The organism is Chitinophaga agrisoli, from assembly GCF_008386695.1.
Lineage (GTDB): Bacteria > Bacteroidota > Bacteroidia > Chitinophagales > Chitinophagaceae > Chitinophaga > Chitinophaga agrisoli.
Genome location: NZ_VUOC01000001.1, coordinates 1 through 20318, shown reverse-complemented (window position 1 = coordinate 20318; position 20318 = coordinate 1). Strand labels below are relative to the sequence as shown.

Annotated in this window: 9 protein-coding genes; 4 read left to right on the top strand and 5 right to left on the bottom strand. The window is 50.9% G+C overall.

Annotated elements, in window-relative coordinates; all coding sequences use genetic code 11:
- Nucleotides 1–6 precede the first annotated feature (6 nt).
- From F0L74_RS00045 to F0L74_RS00035, 3 genes are all read right to left on the bottom strand, one after another.
- On the bottom strand, nt 7–759 hold the full coding sequence (locus tag F0L74_RS00045) for an SDR family oxidoreductase (protein ID WP_149835812.1): 753 nt from the start codon (nt 757–759) through the stop codon (nt 7–9).
- A gap of 74 nt (nt 760–833) precedes the next feature.
- Nucleotides 834–1574 carry an SDR family oxidoreductase gene (locus F0L74_RS00040; RefSeq protein ID WP_149835811.1) on the bottom strand — a complete coding sequence of 247 codons (741 nt, stop codon included), beginning with the start codon at nt 1572–1574 and terminating at the stop codon, nt 834–836.
- A gap of 97 nt (nt 1575–1671) precedes the next feature.
- Nucleotides 1672–2598 carry a helix-turn-helix domain-containing protein gene (locus F0L74_RS00035; RefSeq protein WP_149835810.1) on the bottom strand — a complete coding sequence of 309 codons (927 nt, stop codon included), beginning with the start codon at nt 2596–2598 and terminating at the stop codon, nt 1672–1674.
- Nucleotides 2599–2750: 152 nt separating this feature from the next.
- Here F0L74_RS00035 and F0L74_RS00030 point away from each other — a divergent pair, with 152 nt between their 5' ends.
- Nucleotides 2751–3602, top strand: coding sequence for a hypothetical protein (locus F0L74_RS00030; RefSeq protein WP_149835809.1), 852 nt, complete (start codon nt 2751–2753; stop codon nt 3600–3602).
- Between the two features lie 85 nt (nt 3603–3687).
- Here the strand turns inward: F0L74_RS00030 and F0L74_RS00025 are convergent, their stop codons facing one another.
- Entirely contained in the window at nt 3688–4626 is a 939-nt protein-coding gene (locus F0L74_RS00025; protein ID WP_149835808.1) for a helix-turn-helix domain-containing protein, read from the bottom strand.
- Nucleotides 4627–5299: 673 nt separating this feature from the next.
- Nucleotides 5300–6145, bottom strand: coding sequence for a helix-turn-helix transcriptional regulator (locus F0L74_RS00020; RefSeq protein WP_246197578.1), 846 nt, complete (start codon nt 6143–6145; stop codon nt 5300–5302).
- Between the two features lie 167 nt (nt 6146–6312).
- On the opposite strand from F0L74_RS00020, the gene F0L74_RS00015 reads away from it, so the two are divergent.
- The 3 genes from F0L74_RS00015 to F0L74_RS00005 all read left to right on the top strand — a co-directional run.
- A complete protein-coding gene (locus tag F0L74_RS00015; protein ID WP_149835807.1) occupies nt 6313–6705 on the top strand; it encodes a DoxX family protein in 393 nt (130 codons plus the stop codon).
- Nucleotides 6702–7244 (top strand): SRPBCC family protein, encoded by a 543-nt coding sequence (locus F0L74_RS00010; protein WP_149835806.1) that lies wholly within the window; start codon nt 6702–6704, stop codon nt 7242–7244. Before F0L74_RS00015 ends, F0L74_RS00010 begins: the two co-directional genes overlap by 4 nt.
- Before the next feature lie 558 nt (nt 7245–7802).
- The coding region (locus F0L74_RS00005; RefSeq protein ID WP_188315810.1) for a cadherin-like domain-containing protein at nt 7803–20318 on the top strand (12516 nt) is incomplete at its 3' end.

Here is a 20318-nt window from a genome sequence, read left to right as displayed (position 1 = left end):
TATCGCTTAGTTAGTGGCGCCGCCGTTCACTAATAAATGCTGGCCTGAAACAAAGGAGGAAAGATCACTTGCAAAGAACTCCGCAACATTAGCCACATCTTCTACTTCTGCCAACCGGCCCATGGGAGAGCTGTCCAGTAATTGTTTCCGCAGCGCGGGATAAGAAGCCGGGTCTACAAATATACCTGCATGATCTACGGCGAAAGGTATAATAGAATTCACGGTTACACCGCGATGGCCTATCTCTTTAGACAGTACGTCTACCATATAACGGGGCGTGGTTTTGCTGCCGCCGTATACCGCCATACCCGGTACGGGGAAGCTGGTGGTGCTGGAAGCGATATAAATGATACGGCCATTATCTGCTACATGTTTGGCAGCCTGCTGCATGGTGAAATAAGAGCCTTTGGTATTGATGGTGAATACCCGGTCAAACTGCTCTTCTGTAAAATCGGTCACCGGTGTTTCTACCAGCTCAATACCCGCGTTGGCCACTACAATGTCTATCTTACCAAAAGCAGCTTTTGCTTCCGTAAACAGTTTTTCCAGATCTTTTACTTTGCTGATGTCACCCTGGATGGCGATCACTTTTACGCCCATTGCCTTAATAGTGCTGGCAGTTTCTTCTGCTGCGATCTGGTCCCTGGAATAGTTCAGTACAATGTCTGCGCCCAGTGCGGCATAACGTTCTGCGATGGCTTTACCTAATCCACGGGCTGATCCTGTAATAAGGGCTACTTTTCCTTTTAAGCTGTTCATGATGATAAGTTTTAAATAGTTGGATAATGTGAGTTGAGATAATGATGATAATGTTAGATGAGTGTGATGGTTGATCAGGCTACGCCGCCATTGATGGCGATATCTTGTCCATCGATCCATTTGGCGTCGTCGCTGGCCAGGAAGGTGACTACTTTGGCAATATCTTCCGGTTCGCCCAGGCGGTTAAAAGCAGCTAATGCTTTAAAACGGTTGATGGCTTCTTCGGGTTTGCCTTTGGTGAACAGTTCTGTATTGGTGGGGCCGGGAGATACGGTGTTCACATTAATGCCCCTGGCGCCAACTTCTTTGGCAAATACGCGGCCCATCTGCTCTACGGCTGCTTTACCTGCTGTGTAGGAACTATAGGTAGGTACCATTAAACGCCTGATGGTAGTGCCAAAATTGATAACGGAGCCATTATCTGCCAGGCGGGTAGCTGCTTCACGCAGGGTATAGAACACGCCTTTTACGTTAATATTTAACTGGCGGTCAAAATCTTCATCAGTAGTATCTTTCAGCAGTTTGGTGATCATGATGCCGGCATTGTTTACCAGTACATCTATCCTGCCATATTGAGCAATACCAGCGTCAAACAGGGCTTTTACATCTGCTGATTTGCTGATGTCTGCCTGTACGGCAATTGCTTCGCCGCCAGCGGATTTGATATCTGCTACCACCTCTTCTGCGGGGGCCTGGCTGCCTACATAGTTAACGATCACCTTAGCCCCGGCTTTTGCCATGTAACGGGCCATCATTGCGCCAATGCCGCGGGAGGCGCCGGTGATCAGTACTACTTTGTTTGTGAGTGTGCTCATAGTGCTTTGTTTTTGTTTGATTTGATATTACAAAGCTACTACGCGGGTACCCCCTGGTATGTACAAGATTTATACGAAGAAGTGTAAAATTTAAAGATCAGGCATTTTCTCCCTGTTTCCGGTACTCTGCCGGCGATACTGAAGTGTGTTTCTTGAAGTAATTGCTGAAATGGTTGGATTCTGTAAAGCCCAGTAGGTAGGCTATTTCTTTAATAGACAGGGTAGAATGCTGTAACAGGGATTTGGCTTCCGTGATCGTTTTTTCAGAGATCCATACGCTTACGGCCTTACCGGTCTTGCTTTTGATCACATTATTCAGATAGCTGGGGTGCAGGCTTTGGAGATCCGCATAATCCTGTACCCGGAAAGGTTTATCCACCTTACCATTTACCAGGTCCTGGAAATGCTCTTCCAGGTGCCGGCGGAAGGATTTTACGATCTGGGAGCTGCGGTTACCTTCATAAATGGGGTTATAGTCTTTCCAGAAGTACTCCTTTATCTTTAATAATAGTACTACAAACAGGTTGGCAATGATCTTCTTTTTATAGGTGGAGTCTGTATGGTATTCCTTATAGATCTGCTGGTATAAATGCTCAAACTCCGCAAAGGTCTCTGGTTCCAGTACCCTGGGCAGCACGGTTTCCGCCAGCAGGAAAGGGAATTCCTTGAAGATATCCGGGTGTACGTTCTCTTTCAGGTATTCTTCTGTAAAGGTGATAAGATATACTTCCTCCAGCCGCCGCCATTCAAAGGATTTATAATGCCCCGGGTTGGTGAAATAGACCGTGTAGGGTACGGAGGCAAATGTAAGCTCGTCTGTAGTGTACTGCCCGTCTGCATCCTTTACAAATACAAAAGAGAAATAATTGGGCCGGTAACCGGCAGAGGAAAAAGGCAGCTCCGGGTGCAGGTCCTTCAGATTGTGGATAGTGAACGCCGCAAACGGGTCTATGGTGCCAACCGGCAGGCCCATGCTGTTGTAAGTATCAAAAAGGCTTTTATATACTACTATTTTATTATCCATTGCGGCGTGCATTTGAAGTCGTTGGTGTGCCCGCTAAAATTAGCCGTTAAATTTTAAACCAGGAAGAAAACTTGCATCCATTCCCTGCGGGAATAATAAGAGTTTTTAATTAATATATTTGCGGCGGTATTTCACAGGATAAAATTAGGTTTATGATGAAACAGTACCTGGTTATAATGGCAGTGTTATTGACGCTATGGGGCTGCGATCAGCACACCGGCGATCAACAGGCTAAACAGCCTTCCGGCGCAGATTCTCCTAAGGCTGAGACCAAAGAGCCCGCTAAAGAAGCAATAAAGAAACCCGTAATAAGCGGCCCGGTGACCGGTGAACGGATCAATGGCCCGGCTAATATCCGCAACAAAGTGAACGGCGAAGTACTTTTCTCCCTGGATGATAAGGCCCTGGTAACCTGTACCCAGGCAAAGGACGGCTGGTACCAGGTAGGCCTGAATATGGATATAGCGAATGATGAATATGGCAAGGGAAAGCTGAAGAAAGGCACGCCCATCAAAGTGAAAGGAAAAGTAGTAGGCCAGATCCTAAAGGATATGGAAGTAAGCACTTCTACCAACAACGAAGGCAGCTGGGCGGAACTGATCGGCTATACCCATAAAGACAATATCTACCCCAGCACCATTATAGAAAATGCCCTGGCGTTCTATATGTCCACCGCCAAGGACAACAAACGTACCGTAGCCTTTATGCAGCCTTTTATCAATGATTTTGAGCTGACTAAGGACGCGGAGCAATTTGGCCCTTTTTTGATCTATTATAATTACGAGAACTGGATAGATGATCCCTCTGCGGGCTACCGCGTGGTGCTGATCTTTAAAGACGGCAGGTTGGCGGGCGTATTGCATACCCGGCCTTTACACCTGATGGGCGCCACGACCATTAAAGCAGAAAGGGGATATGATGTAGATTTCTACAATGATACGCCTAAAGACGACCAGACTGACTTTTTAAACCAGTTCAACCAGTTTATCATGAGTGTAGATTGACTAATGTGCTGATGTGCTAATATGCTAATGTGCTAATGGATTGACGCAGACAGCACATTAGCATATTAGCACATTAACACATTAACTAGGCCGTAAGGCATCTGCAGGAGTTGATCTTAAACTCAGAAGGATTGTTGCCGGAATATTGCTTAAAGAAACGGCTGAAATGCGAGGCGGTGGTAAACCCCAGCTTATCCGCGATCTCTTTTATAGTATAAGGGGTAGAGCTAAGCAGGTACTGCGCCTCCAGGTACAGCTGGTGATGGATGAGCTGTAAGGGGCTTTGGCCCGTTTCGTTCCGCACCACTTCGCCCAGGTATTTGGCTGTTACGTGTAAACGGTCCGCATACTCCTGTACCGTGCGTATAGTCAGGAAATCATCTTCCACCATCTTCCTGAAACGGTATACCAGCTGGTACTGCCGGCTCAGGTATTTCTGGGATTGGAGGGCGCCTCCTTCACAGATGCGGTTGATCTCATATAAAAGCTCCACTACCTGCAGCTTCATCATCTGCACCCGGAAAGCGTTGGCAGAACGGTATTCCCGGTCCATTCTCAGGAAGATATCTTTCATATGACGGAAATTCTCCTGTAAATGGAAACACGGTGGCATATAAGGATCAAGATCTATCAGCTGCTCCAGGATGGCTTCCTTCATAAAGCTATTGGTCATAAAATCCTTCCGGAACAGTACAATATATAACAGCAGATCGTCCGATGCCTGATGGTAAGCGCTGGTATGACGGGGTGACACCACATGCAGCGTGCCGGGTGCTACCGCAAACTCAAAATGACCTACCCTGCGGGTGCAGCTGCCCTTTACGCACAGGATCACAGCATAATGATCCAGGCGGATAGGTGGTTTTTCTGTAAGCCAGCCCTCATTGCTCAATACTGCAAAACTGTCCTGCGGGCAGATACCTTCATATTTATCCAATCCAAAGCTCTGTGCCTGCGGTGTAGCGGACGGACAGAGGTAGTATTTTATAGCGGATGCAATATCCAGTACGTTCTCCTTGTTCATGGCTCGTGCGTAGTTGAAGGTTAAAAATTAATAGTTGGTTTAAGAACAGTTAAACGCGCCATCAGGGCATACCCATTGAACGCGCGGGGATTTGCCGGCCCGGCGCTCCAAAGGCTAAAATGTGTGTGTGGCCGCCTGCCCGGGTTATCGGGGGGCAGGAGGAATAATAGCTGGTTGTAAACGTCATTAAGATTGCCATAATCTTTGCATTAAGTTGGTGTCCGATGAAATGGTTGCCGTAGCTGTATCAGGGATTATTTAATCCGTGTGTCATAGTGGTAATAGTATTAAATTCAATTAGTTAGATCCTTTTTCCGAACTTCCATGATACGATATACGGCTAGCCGGGTATACTTTGCTACGCACAGTGTAAAGCCGCTATCGGGGGCAATAGACAGCCTTTAATAGATAATATCTATGAAAACGCGCTCTCCGGATAACTGAATATTGACTTTTTTGAGTTTAACGTGCAAGCCTTGTAACCTAAGCCGACGAATAGATCATCTCATCTGTTCACTGTAATAGCGATATTTCGCTAGTTTATGACTGCTCATAATTCAACCGAAAATTAAACAAATTTTCACAAAAAACGGCATTTGTTATGGTTTCTCTCTGTCCGGCAGGGGCGGTAACTATGGTTTAACCAACTGTTAACGGTATTACCGGCAGCGCCTTATAAAGTAACCTCAGAGAAATTATCTGTCAGCCTGGTGGCATTCTTCTGGAAATGGAAAGGGGAGCAGCCGGCAAATTCCTTAAAAGTGCGGATAAAATGAGATTGGTCCGCATAGTCATGCTCAAAAGCAATGTCTGACAATTTATCGAACCGGTTATTCTTCAGTTGACTTAGTGATGCCTGGAAACGGGTGATACGGGAAAACAATTTAGGGGAGATGCCTACGTACTGTTTAAACCTGCGCTCAAAACTCCGTTCGGAAAGTTGTAAGGTATCCCGCAGGTCCGGTAGGGCAATACTGCCTTTTGTTTGTAATATACAAGACAATGCATGTTGCATATCCGTATCCGCCAGATGGCTGTTTTTGCGGATCAGTGAAAACAAATAGGAGGAGAGTACTTCCACCTGGTCATAACAGGAAGGCGTATTACATAACTGATCCAGCAGGCGTACATCCTTAAGCGCCGCCAGCTCATCCAGGTCCACGCAGGTATCTGTAAGCGCTTCCGCATTGAGCCGGAAGATGCTATGCAATGCATTGGGCTCAAAGAAAACGCCAATGGTGCTGAACTCTCCGGCCAACCGTATATTGGCGTGCGTAGTGGCCTGACCGTATAGTAAGATACCAGGTAAACGTTTATCGTTCTGGTACATGACGCCTTTATCAGGCGCCTGGAAGATAAGGCCGGGGCGGCCGTCGGCCATTGTGCGGAAAGAACGTGCGGCTACCGGATCTGCAGCATCGCTTTCCAGCACCCAGTAATAACGGACGTAGTCTTTCAGATGGTCTGGCGGTAGGATCTGCTGGTATTGCATATGCTGTACGCTTATAGGTCTATACAAATATAAGCATTTTCGTTGCCTTCCGGCCCATCAGCAAGGCGCTGAAACGAATGTCGTAATCTCCCCCTTAGAATGTCGTGTTTACAGACCACATGATTTAAGAATTCGGGATAGTTTTACATCACTGAAACAAACGAAATTTTTTAACACACTTAAATCATAGTAACATGACAACCTTAGCAACCACTCAAAAAAGCGTTCGTAAAGAAAAGATCGTTTACTGGATCTTCACTTCCCTGTTTGTATTATTGGATTCCGTACCGGCGGCTATCTTTTTCAATTCTGAGATGACCAAAGAAGGTATCCGCGCTATGGGCTTCCCTGCTTATTTCGGCGTAGAACTGGTAATAGGTAAAATAATAGGCGGTATCCTGTTGATCCTTCCCATGGTGCCTGCCCGCCTGAAAGAATGGGCCTATGTAGGTTTTGGCATCTCCCTTATTTCTGCTATGATCGCCAACGCCGTAGTGCTGGGTTTCTTAAATGCCCTGATGCCGCTGGTAGGCCTCGTGATCCTCACCGTTTCCTATATCTATTACCATAAAACAAAAGAAGCATGAGCATCCTGTCAGGCATTGTAATCGTATTGGCCGCATTGATCGCCCTCTTGTTGATCGTAGCCCTGTTTGTAAAAAAGGGCTACACGATCGAACGGGAGATCACGATCAACCAGTCCAAACAAACCGTCTTCAACTACGTTAAGCTTATCAGGAACCAGGATAACTTTAACAAGTGGAACATGGAAGACCCTAATTCAAAAAAGACGTTTAGGGGAACAGATGGCGCTGCTGGTTTTGTATATGCCTGGGATAGCGAAAATAAAAAAGTAGGCAAAGGAGAGCAGGAGATAAAAAATGTCCGTGAAGGCGAGGGTATTGATACGGAGCTGCGGTTTATAAGACCTTTCGAAGGCAAAGCAGACGCCCATATCACTACGGCCGCTGTATCCGGAGACCAGACCAAAGTAAAATGGAGCTTTAGCAGCAGCACAAAATATCCCATGAACATTATGCTGGTGCTGCTTAACCTGGAAGGTATGCTAGCCAAAGACCTGGAAAGCAGCCTGGCGAACTTAAAGACAGTACTCGAAAATTTATAACTACTACAAACAATTAGCCATGAGAAAGGTGATCGCTTTTATGCACATGTCCCTGGATGGTTTTGTTCAACTTGACCTAATTGACGAATACCGTATTAAGCTGATAAAGACATTCCCCTGCTTTTTTATTCATATAACCCATCACGTGATCCAGCCAGAAAAATTTTTACCAGGGGAACAGTATCAACCTCAACAGTTAAGAATTATGCCTAATAGGAATAGAACGGGCTATTGTAAGCGCCCACGGCTTCCTTGGCAGAATTTTTTTGATAGGGGAATGCACGGTGTAATAATCTTTTGTATATTTTTGATTACCCGATGAACCTACGACTGAATGAAGACCTTTGATGAAGACCTTTAAGTAAGCGCATACCAATATTCCTTTTCGTTGCTATTTTCTCTATACCCCTGTGAGCCCTTTCTTCATAACCTACTGCCGCTGAAAAGTTCAGCCAAAATGTATTGTCATGCGTCGATGCGTTTTCTCTGATTTAGAAACTGATTAGCATGTAACGTCATTCCGTCCAGCAGATGAGTTTTTTCTATTACCCCAGTGTTATGAAAGCACTGAAGGCTTGCTGTCTTCTAGCTATTCTATTGCTTTTCACGGCGCCGCTGTTATTTGCAGAGGGCAGTAAGGAATTGAACCAAAGTGGCGGTTACCGCGCCTATATCAATTCCAGTACTACTGCCAGCTCACTCAATCCGTACCCTACACTGGGTACTGTAAAAGTGTATGTAAATGTGGGGGAGCGGATCTACCTGGGCTCGAGTGCGCAGGGTATAGGGAGTGGTACTATTAATTTGCGCGCGCCTAACGGACAAACCTATACTTCCGGTAGCAGTACGCTTACAGGCCGTATCAGCAGCCGCTCGCAGGAAGTGGTAGGGCCATCTGTGGCGTTGCTCGATGGCGGGTATACGCCGTTTATCGTTACAGTAGGCGCTGGTCAGGCGGGCGTATGGGAAATAGATTTTGTACCGCCCAATGCCAGTAACAATACCAACCCCACTGCTGTGCTGTCGTCATCCGCCTGGAGCCAGCCAACCGGCACCTGTTATATAGCGGCATTTGATGTAAGCGTGCGTAATAGCAGCAATACTTTTGTTCCTGGCCGCGTGTTCACCAATATTTTCTCCGCGCATCTGGGATCCCCTGCGGCGCCTTTTAATCCCATCTTCCATATATTAACGCAGGATGGTTACATGTACACCGTTAATAACAACGGTCAGGCAGGTTATGGTTTTGTGTTCCTCGTAAATAATAAAGGCTTCCGTCTTAGCAATGGCAACCCTTCCTATAAAAGCATTGATGATCTTACCAGCCCTAATTTAAAAGATCCCCGTACCGCAGATACAGAAACTGATATCACCCATAAGATCTTCTTCAATACGCCGGCTACAGATCTCCCGGCCAATGCCCCTTCTGTGAGCGGTAGCATTTGGTTGCTCAATACCCCGCCTACGCTAGCGGTATCCAATATCAGCTTTGTAGGGGTAGAAGGCTCTGCCGGTATAGCAGGCACCAATCCTGCCGGCGGGTATGTGCGTTTTACTGCTACCAATGCCACCAACTATGGCGTGGATATAGATATCAACAATAATGGCTCCTATGCAGACGCCGTAGATAAAAGACTTACAGGCACCGCAGTAGTAGGCGTTAATAATGCTTATTGGGACGGTACCAACGGCCAGGGAGTAAAAGTGCTTTCCGGCAGCAATAACTATAATACAAGGGTAATATTATTCAGCGGCGAAGTGCACTTCCCTTTTATTGATGTGGAGAATAACCCAAATGGTATAATCATTACGCGCACCAACGGAAGCGGCGCCGGTAACAATACCGTGTATTGGGATGACAGCAATATCGCCAGTACCGGTACCCCTTCTAACCCATTGGTGAATACTACCGGCCTTTCCAGCGCCACAAACGGACATAAATGGGGATCTACCTCCTACAGCGGTACGGACTTTGGTAACGAGAATGGCCTGGATACCTGGGCTTATCTGCAAAGCACGCCTACAGCCACCGCGCTTGCTATACAGCTGCGCGAGGCAGATCTGGAAACAGTAAGCATCGCTAAAACGCCTGCAACTCTTTGCCAGGGCCAGCCTATCACTTATACTGTTACAGTACGCAATAATGGCCCCAATAATGTAACAGGCGCCGCTTACCGCTTTACCTTTCCTGCGGAGCTCACCGGCGTAGGCGTTACCAGCGCAGTTACCAGCGGTACTGCCAGCGTAACCGGCGGCACAACATCCGGTAATCAATACAATGCCACGTTGAATATGAACAATGCCGCTGTGGTCACTTTTACCATTACCGGTACCGTATCTGCTTTTCCAGGCGGTGGCAGCTTATCCGTTACCTCGTCTGTGATGCGCCCCACAGACGTAACAGACCCTGACGCTACTAATCCGGATGCGGCGGCGCCTACAGATCCGCAGGTAGAATGTGATGCCGCGCCATCTGGTGTTGGCTGTAATAACATCAAAACAGACGTCACTACTATATCACAAACGCCTACTACCGCCAATGCCGGCCCCGCGCAGGTATTGTGCGCGGCTACTTCCGCCACGCTGGCGGCTAATACGCCTACAGTGGGCACGGGCACGTGGACAAAAGTAAGCGGCGCCGGTACCCAGGCCTTTGCCAATGCAGCAGTGGCCAATACCACCGTGAGCGGGCTTACCGCCGGCGTATATGTATTCCGCTGGACTATCAGTAACGGCGCGTGTACCGCCAGCACCAGCGATGTGCAGATCACCGTACAGGCAGCGTTGTCGGGTAATACCATTACCGCGCCGGCTACCGCTGTTTTTTGCGGTAGCGGTGATCCGGCCGCTATTACCGGTGCTACGCCCACAGGCGGCTCCGGCTCCTATACGTATCAATGGCAACAATCAACAGATAATACCAATTTCACAGATATTACCGGGGCTACTTCCGCGGCCTATGACCCACCGGCGATCAGCGCTACTACTTATTACCGGCGGCTCGTCACCTCCGGCAGCTGTACCACTGCCTCCGTAAGTAATGTGGTAACGATCAGCATACAGCCGGCGGTTACCGGTAACACCATCCTCGCGCCGGCTACTACTACCTTCTGTGGTAGTGGCGATGCGGCGGTTATTACCGGCGCCACTCCTGCGGGCGGAAACGGCGCGTTTACGTATCAATGGCAAAGCAGTACAGATAACAGCACCTGGACAAACCTGTCCGGCGCTACGGGTCTGTCCTATGATCCCTCCCAGGCGGTGAGTACCATGTATTTCCGCCGCCTGGTGACCTCCGGTACCTGTACCAACGCCAGTATCAGTAATGTGGTTACCATAACGGTAACACCCGTGCTAACGGCTGGCGCAGTAGCCGGTAACCAGGATTTTTGTATCTCCGGCGATCCGGCCGCCTTCACGGAAACCGGGCCCGCTACCGGCGGCGGTGGGACCTATACCTATCAGTGGCAAAGTTCGGTGACCAGCGCCTCCACCGGCTTTACAGATATCGGCGGCGCTACCGCGGCGGTATATAATGCGCCAGTGCTGAGCCAAACCACCTGGTACCGGCGTATTACCCGTTCCGGCGTATGTACGGATGCGATCAGTAATGTGATCACAGTTACCATCAACCCCACACTTACCGCAGGCAGTATAGCCGCTTCGCAAAGCTTCTGCAGCAGCGGTGATCCGGCTGCATTTACAGTTAGCACTGTGCCCACAGGCGGCACAGGTTCCTATACTTATCAGTGGCAAAGCTCGGTGACCAGCGCCTCCGCCGGCTTTACAGATATCAGCGGCGCTACGGCAGCGGTATATGATGCCGGCGCTTTATCCCAGACTACCTGGTTCCGCCGTATTGTACGGTCCGGGGCCTGCGCGGATGCTATCTCCAATGCGGTAACCGTAACCGTGCTGGCAGGCATTTCCAATAATACGATCAGCAGCGCGCAAACCATCTGTAGCGGCAGCACGCCTGCTGCGCTTACCGGCACTGCGCCATCGGGCGCTTCGGGGACTTATACTTATCTATGGGAAAGCAGTACCGGTGGCGGCAGCTTTGCCGCCGCAGCCGGTACCAACAACGGGCAGAATTATACGCCCCCCAGTCTTACGCAAAGTACCAGCTACCGCAGAACTGTTATCTCCGGCGGTTGCGGCAACAGCATCAGCAATATTATACAGGTAACCGTTACGCCGCCTGCTAGCACCGCCAATGCCGGCGCTGACCAGGGGCCGCTGAACCTGCGCGAGGTACAGCTGAACGGAAATACGCCTGTTAACGGTACCGCGGCCTGGACACAGGTATCCGGTCCCAATACTGCTGGCATTGTAAACCCTGCGCTGGCCACTACCAGCGTAACAGGCCTGGTACCGGGTACCTATGTTTTCCGCTGGACCATCAGCAACCCACCCTGTACCAGTAGTACGGATGATGTGCAGATCATTGTAAATGCGCCGCCCGTAGCGGTAAATGATGCTATTACCACCAATGAAGACCAGCCGGTGAACATCAGCGTACTGGCAAACGATACTGACAGCGATGGCAGCCTGAACACGGGTAGTATTACCTTGACCAGTCAGCCCGCTAATGGAACAGTGACAATATCACCTGCCGGTGTGATCACCTACACACCCGCAGCAGACTATAACGGCGCGGATGTATTCAGCTACACGGTGCGGGATAATCTGGGCGCTGTCTCCAATACCGCCACCGTATCGTTGACCATCACACCGGTAAATGATGCGCCGGTAGCCGCGCCGGATGTAATAAATGTGCTGGAGGATGTGACCACTAATATTCCTCCGCCCGGGATATTGGGAAATGATTTTGATGTAGACGGCGGCCAGCTCACCGTAGTGCTGGTAACGCCCCCAAGTGCCGGTACGCTGGTACTGAACGGCGACGGCTCCCTCAGCTTTACCCCGCCCCAGGATTTTACGGGTAACCTTACATTCACCTACCGGGTATGCGATGCCGCCGGCACCTGCGATACCGCTTCCGTTACCATCGAGGTAGGTAATGAAAACGACGCACCGGTAGCCAATAACGACACTTACACAGTAAATGAAGATGCGGTACTGAATGTGCCCGTAGCTGGCGTCCTCTCCAACGATACTGATGCAGACAATGATCCCCTCACTGCCAGCGTGATCACCGCGCCGGCCAGCGGTACCCTTGCCCTGAACCCGGACGGCTCCTTTAGCTATACCCCTGCAGATAACTTTAATGGGCCTGTTTCTTTTACATACAGTGGCTGCGATGCCAACGGCGCCTGCGACACGGCTACCGTTAATATCACAGTGACCAATGTGAATGACGCGCCAGATGCCGGCAACGACGCATATAGTACCAACGAAGACGTTCCCCTGACCATTGCCGCCGCCGGCGTGCTTACAAATGACATGGATGTAGATGGCAATACGCTGTCTGCCACTGTAGTGGACAACCCTGCGAACGGTACCTTAACGCTGAATGCCGCCGGTAGCTTTGTATATACACCCGCTGCTAACTTCAACGGGGTAGACCGGTTCACTTACCGCGTTTGTGATAACGGTACGCCACAGCTTTGTGATACTGCCGAAGTGACCATTACCGTACGCCCCATAAATGACACCGCTGTAGCCGTAAACGATACTTTCACCACGGCAGAGGATGTGCCGCTTAACATCGCCGCGCCGGGCGTGCTGGCCAATGATACAGATGTAGAAGGCGGCCCGCTTACGGCTACCCTGGTGCAGACCACTACCCGCGGTACGCTTACCCTCAACGCCAACGGTAGCTTTATATATGTACCCCAGGCTAATTACAACGGCAGCGATGTATTTACGTACAGCGTATGTGATCCGCAGGGCGCCTGCGATACAGCCACCGTATCGCTGACCATCACCCCCGTGAATGATACCCCGGTGGTGAACAATGTTAACTATAATGCTACGGAAGACGTGCCGCTCGTGATCAACGCGCCCGGTTTAACAGCCGCCGGCACAGATATAGAAGGGGGGACCCTCACAGCAGCCCTGGTAACTGGTCCGGCCAATGGCAGCGTGACCATTAACCCGGATGGCAGCTTTACCTATACGCCGCCGGCAAACTTTAACGGCACGGCTAGTTTCACATTCAGCCTCTGTGATGGCGGTACCCCCGCTTTATGCGATACCGCAACAGCCACCATTAATGTGGCTGCGGTGAATGACGCACCAGTGGGCGTTGATGATACCTATAATGTTACAGAAGATACGCCGCTCAATATTACCGCACCCGGTGTATTGACCAATGATACCGACACGGATGGCGATGCGCTGACCGCCACCCTTATTACCCAGCCGGCTAATGGCGTGCTGGTGTTCCGCCCGGATGGTAGCTTTACCTATACGCCCGGTCTTAACTACAACGGCGCAGATAATTTCACCTACCGCGTTTGCGATGGTAAAGGCGGCTGCGATACAGCCAGCGTGTCCCTGAACGTAACGGCTGTAAATGATGCGCCCGCAGCAGGTGACCCCAGCTACACGGTGGTAGAAGATGTGCCCCTGACGGTAAGCACACCCGGTTTATTATTCAGTGCACAGGATGCGGATAATGATGTACTTACCGTTAGCCTGGTGGCTAACCCTTCCCATGGCTCACTGGTATTAAATCCTGATGGCAGCTTTACCTATACGCCGGCAGCTAACTATAATGGTACGGATACCTTTACCTACCGCATCTGCGATCCTTCCGGCGCTTGCGATACTGGTACAGTAGCCCTGTCCGTGCAGCCGGTGAACGATAAACCGCTGGCCGTAGATGATAGCTATACCATAGCAGAAGATAATAACCTGACCCTGCCCGCGCCTGGTCCGTTGGCCAACGATACTGATCCGGATGGCGATGTGCTCACTGCCACGCTGTTAGGCGTGCCCGCTAATGGCCGTGTAACGCTCAATGCCGACGGCAGCCTGGTGTATACACCCGGCGCTGATTTCAACGGCACAGATAGTTTCACATACCTGGCCTGTGATGGCAGCGGCAACTGTGATACCGCAACGGTGAACATTACCGTTACTGCCGTGAACGATGCGCCCGTAACCGGTAAGGATGTATACACCATCACAGAGGACAATGTATTGAACGTACCGGCAGCCGGTGTGCTTTTCAACGACCAGGACAAAGAAGGTAACCCGCTCACGGCGGTATTGGTAACGCCGCCAGCCAGTGGTAGCCTGGTCCTGAACAGTAACGGCTCTTTTGTATATACACCCCAACCAGACTTCAACGGTACAGTCAGCTTTGTATACCAGGCCTGCGACAATGGCACGCCCTCCCTGTGCAGCACCGACACGGTAACAATTAACGTGACCGCCGCCAATGATGCGCCCTCCGGCGTTGATGACAGCTATACCCTTACGGAAGATACCCCGCTGACCATTGCCGCCCCCGGCCTGCTGGCGAACGATACGGACGCAGACAATAATCCGCTGACGGCTACCGGTATTTTCCGGCAGCCCCTGCACGGCACGGTGGTGGTAAACGCAGACGGCAGCTTTACCTATACCCCCGCGCCGGATTACAATGGCGTAGACTCTTTTGTATACAATGTATGCGACAATAACACTCCGGCGGCCTGTGATACAGCCGTAGTAACACTCACTATAACCGCCGCTAATGATGCGCCAAGGGTACAGGATGATAACTTTGCCACGCCAGAAGATGTGCCGCTGGTACTCAACGCGCCCGGCGTACTGCTTAATGACCAGGATCCCGATAGTGACGCTATTAACCTGAGCGGCATTATCGCCAATCCTGCCAATGGCAGCCTCGCATCTAATGCAGATGGCAGCTTCACCTACACCCCGGCTGCCAATTTCCAGGGTGTGGACAGCTTTGTTTACCGTGCCTGCGACCCATCCGGCGCCTGTGATACCGGTACAGTGCGTATTGTAGTATCCGCGGAAAATGATGCGCCCATCGCAGCAGCCGATAATTATACCACAGCGGAAGATACGCCGCTGTCTGTCACTATTGCCAATGGTGTACTGGCCAATGACAATGACCCGGATGGCGATAACCTCACGGCTACCCTGGAACTGGCGCCTGTGAACGGCAGCCTTACCCTAAGCCCTGATGGCAGCTTTACTTACCAGCCCAATCCAAATTATAATGGCACAGACCTCTTCATCTACAAGGTTTGTGATAATGCCGGCGCTTGTGTAACTGATACGGCCTACCTTACTATCACCCCGGTGAACGATACGGTGATAGCCCGCAACGATCTGCTGAATACCCTGGAGGATACCAACGTAAGCGGCAATGCCGGGGCTAACGACAATGATGCGGATGGCGATGCGCTCACCTTTACGCTGATCGACTCTACCTCGCATGGCGTGATGACATTTAATGCAGATGGCTCCTTCACCTACAACCCGGACGCTAACTACAACGGGCCAGATTCTGCCGCCTACCAGGTATGCGATCCTGCCGGCGCCTGCGATACCGCATTTATCATCTTTACAGTAGGGGAAGAGAATGATCCCCCCGTTGGCACAACCGATACTTATACCGTAAATGAAGATGAGATCCTGACGGTACCAGCGCCTGGCGTACTGGCCAATGATACGGACCCCGATGCGGGTTCCCAGCTGAGCGCCACCCTGGTGACACCCGCTGCCAATGGCGCCGTGATCCTGCAGGCAGATGGAAGCTTTACCTACCAGCCTAACCTGAACTATAATGGCGCAGACCAGTTTACCTACAATGCATGCGACGCCAACCTGGCCTGTGTACCCGTAGTCGTAAATATTACCGTAACGCCGGTAAATGATGCGCCCACCGCCGTTAGTGATACAATACTGGTCAATGAGGATACCCCGCAAACCGGCAACCTGCTGACCAATGATGCAGATACGGACAATGACGCCTTCACTGCTTCGCTGGCGGTACCGCCCAATAGCGGCACGGTAACCATCAGCCCCAACGGTGATTATACCTATACCCCGGCGCCAAACTTTAACGGCACGGATGTATTCCAGTACCGCATCTGTGATAACGGTACCCCGCAATTATGCGATACCGCCACCGTAGCAGTAACGGTGACTGCCCAGAACGATGTACCGGTGGTGATTGACGACCAATATCAACTGGCAGAAGATAATGTATTAACCGTACCTGCCTCCACCGGTGTGCTGAGCAATGACAATGACGCCGATGGAGAAATATTGGTAGCCACCCTGCAGACCCCTACCAGTGGTACGCTAACATTAAACAGTGACGGATCCTTTGTATATCGGCCCAACCAGGACTTTAACGGTTCGGACAGCTTTACCTACCAGGCCTGCGACCTATCCGGCGCTTGCGCCACCGGTACGGTAACGTTGAATATTACCCCGGTCAATGACGCGCCTATAGCCGTAAACGACTATTTTGTAAGAAGCGAGGACACCGTTATTACCTTCCCGCCATCCGTAGTGCTCATCAATGATATTGATGTAGATGGCGATCCGCTGTCAGGCCATCCCATAGGCTCTCTGCAAAAAGGCTCCTATGTGCAGAACCCGGACGGCACCTACACCTACACGCCTGCCCCCAACTATTATGGTCTGGATAGCATTGACTATGAAGTTTGCGATAACCATGGCCTGTGTGATACCGGTCGTATTATCATCAACCTGGAACCACGTAATGATCCGCCCGAAGCAAACAGCGATACCTATGTAACACTAGAAGACAGCGTACTACAGGTACCCGCCGTAAACGGCGTATTACAGAATGATACGGACCCGGATGGAGAAGTGCTGGTGTCCATACTGGAATCTCCCTCAGAAGGCTCGCTGCAACTGAACAGCGACGGATCCTTCATCTACCGGCCCGGTAATAACTTTAATGGCACAGATACCTTTACCTACCGTGCCTGCGACCTGGGCGGCCTGTGTGACACCGCCTCCGTAGTGATCCATGTACAGCCCGTCAATGACGCGCCCATAGCCGTAAATGACTATTTTGTACGTACCGAGGACACCGTGATCACCTTCCCACCATCTGTCGCATTGATAAACGATATAGACCCGGACGGCGACCCGCTGACCGGTCAGCCCATTGGTACCCTGACAAAAGGCAGCTATACGGCCAATCCGGATGGCACCTACACCTATCACCCGGCGGCCAACTTCTACGGTCTGGATAGTATTCAATACCAGGTATGTGATCCCGGTGGATTATGCGATACCGGCGTAATAGTAATAGAGCTGCTGCCTGTTAACGATAAACCCGTTGCCAGCGACGACACCTACGATGTGCTGGAGGATGATGTGCTGACAGTAGCCCCCATCGGTGTGCTGGCCAATGATGTGGATGCAGATGAAGAGCCGCTGGTAGCCAGCGTGCTCACTGGCCCGCAACACGGCGCATTGACCCTTAACCGCAATGGCAGCTTCACCTATACCCCTAACCCGGACTATAACGGACCGGATAGTATCATCTACACAGCCTGTGACCAGGCTGGCGCCTGCGACACCGGCGTAGTAAGGATCATTGTATGGCCGGTACAGGACCCGCCACAATCCGCCGCAGATGTATATACCACCGTGGAAGACACTCCGCTGAACATCGCCGCGCCCGGCGTACTGGCCAATGACAGCGATGCTGACGGCTACCCGCTGGTAGCATCCCTGGCAACACCGCCACAGTTTGGCGCCGTAACGGTGAACCCGGACGGCAGCTTTAGCTACACCCCTGCGCCGGACTTTAACGGAACGGATATCTTCACCTACCAGGTATGTGATACCTCCGGCACAGATCAGTGCATTACAGATACTGTTACGATCAACGTTACACCCGTCAACGATACCCCAACAGGCAATGCAGATACCTATACCCTTAGCGAGGATACGCCTTTGGTGGTAACCGCGCCCGGCGTACTTGCTAACGACGGGAATACGGATAATGACGCTATACAGGCATCTATCCAGACCCCGCCGGCGAATGGCCAGTTGTCACTGAATACAGACGGCAGCTTCACCTACACGCCTAACCCGGATCATAACGGTCCAGACAGCGCCACCTACAACGTGTGTGATCTGCAGGGCCTCTGCGATACAGCTATCATCCGGTTCACTATCACACCGGTGAATGACCGTCCTATAGCCGTTGACGACTATTTTGTACGCACAGAGGATACCGTGCTTACCTTCCCCACCAGCGTAGCCCTGGTAAATGATACAGACCCGGATGGCGATCTGCTGACTGGCCATCCGATCACCAATCCCACCCATGGCAGCTATGTGCTGAACCCGGATGGGACTTATACCTATACGCCCAGTGCTAACTTTAACGGTATTGACAGCGTTCAGTATGAAGTATGTGATCCCTTTGGCGGTTGTGACAGCGCCTGGATCCGCATTGTACTCACCCCGGTGAATGACGCTCCTGTAGCCCAGCCGGATGACTACCAGACAGAGGAAGATATTACCCTGAGCGTACCTGCCCCCGGCGTATCTGCCAATGACAGCGATGTAGATGGGGACGCCCTGACCGTAAGCCTGCTTACCGGCACCCTGCATGGTACTGTGACCATGAACGCGGACCGCTCCTTCACCTACATACCCCTGCCAAACTATAACGGGCTGGACTCTTTTGTATACACCATCTGCGATGCCGGCGGCCTTTGCGATACCAGTGTGGCCCGCATTACCGTAAATACTGTTAATGATGCGCCCATTGCGCTGAACAACGCTTACGCCCTGCCGGAAGACAGCACGCTCACCGGTAATGTAAGGGATAATGACAGCGACCCGGATGGCGATCCGTTAACGGTTTCCCTTGTAACTAATACTGCTAATGGCGCCCTCACGCTGAATGCGGACGGCTCATTCACTTATGTGCCCAACCCTGGGTTTAATGGGACAGATGGCGCTTCTTACCGTGTTTGCGACGCGGGCGGTTTATGCGATACTGCGCTGATCTCGTTTATTGTTACGCCGGTGAACGATGCCCCGGTCGCAGTGCGGGATAGCGTGGATGTGACGGAGGATTTATCTTCTACTGGCAATGTGCTGACTAATGATAGCGATCCTGAGGGGGATGCATTGACAGCTTCTCTGGTAACTGCGCCTGTGAATGGCGCCGTGGTGCTGAATGCTGATGGTAGCTTTACTTATACGCCTAACGCTAATTACACTGGTCTTGATAGTCTGATTTATCAGGCTTGTGATAACGGTACGCCATCACTGTGCGATACGGCTACCTTAGTGTTTAATGTATCTGCCGTTAACGATGCGCCGATCGCTGTGCGGGATAGTGTGGGTGTTACCGAGGATGTGGCGGCAACGGGCAATGTGCTGACTAACGATAGTGATCCTGAGGGCAATGGTCTGACGGCTTCTTTGGTAACCGCTCCTATAAACGGAACTGTGGTGCTGAATTCCGATGGTAGCTTTACTTATACCCCGAATGGTAATTATAATGGGCTGGATAGTCTGAGCTATCAGGTTTGCGATAATGGTACGCCGTCACTGTGTGATACGGCTGCCCTGGTGTTTAATGTGTCAGCGGTTAATGATGTGCCGATAGCTGTGCGGGATAGTGTGGGTGTTACAGAGGATGTGGCGTCTACTGGTAATGTGCTGACTAATGACAGCGATCCTGAAGGCGATGGTCTGACCTCTTCTCTGGTAACTGCGCCTATAAATGGTACTGTGGTGCTGAATTCCGATGGTAGCTTTACCTATACCCCGAATAGTAATTATAATGGTCTGGATAGTTTGAGTTATCAGGTTTGTGATAACGGTACGCCGTCACTGTGTGATACGGCTAGTTTGGTGTTTAATGTGTCTGCTGTTAACGATGCGCCGATAGCTGTACGGGATAGTGTGGGCGTTACGGAGGATGTACCCGCCACCGGCAATGTGCTGACTAATGACAGTGATCCCGAGGGGGATGGGTTAACTGCTTCTCTGGTAACTGCGGCTGTAAATGGTACGGTGGTGTTGAATGCTGATGGTAGCTTTACTTATACCCCAAACGCTAACTTCAATGGTCTTGATAGTCTGAGCTATCAGGTATGCGATAACGGCACGCCGTCGCTGTGTGATACGGCT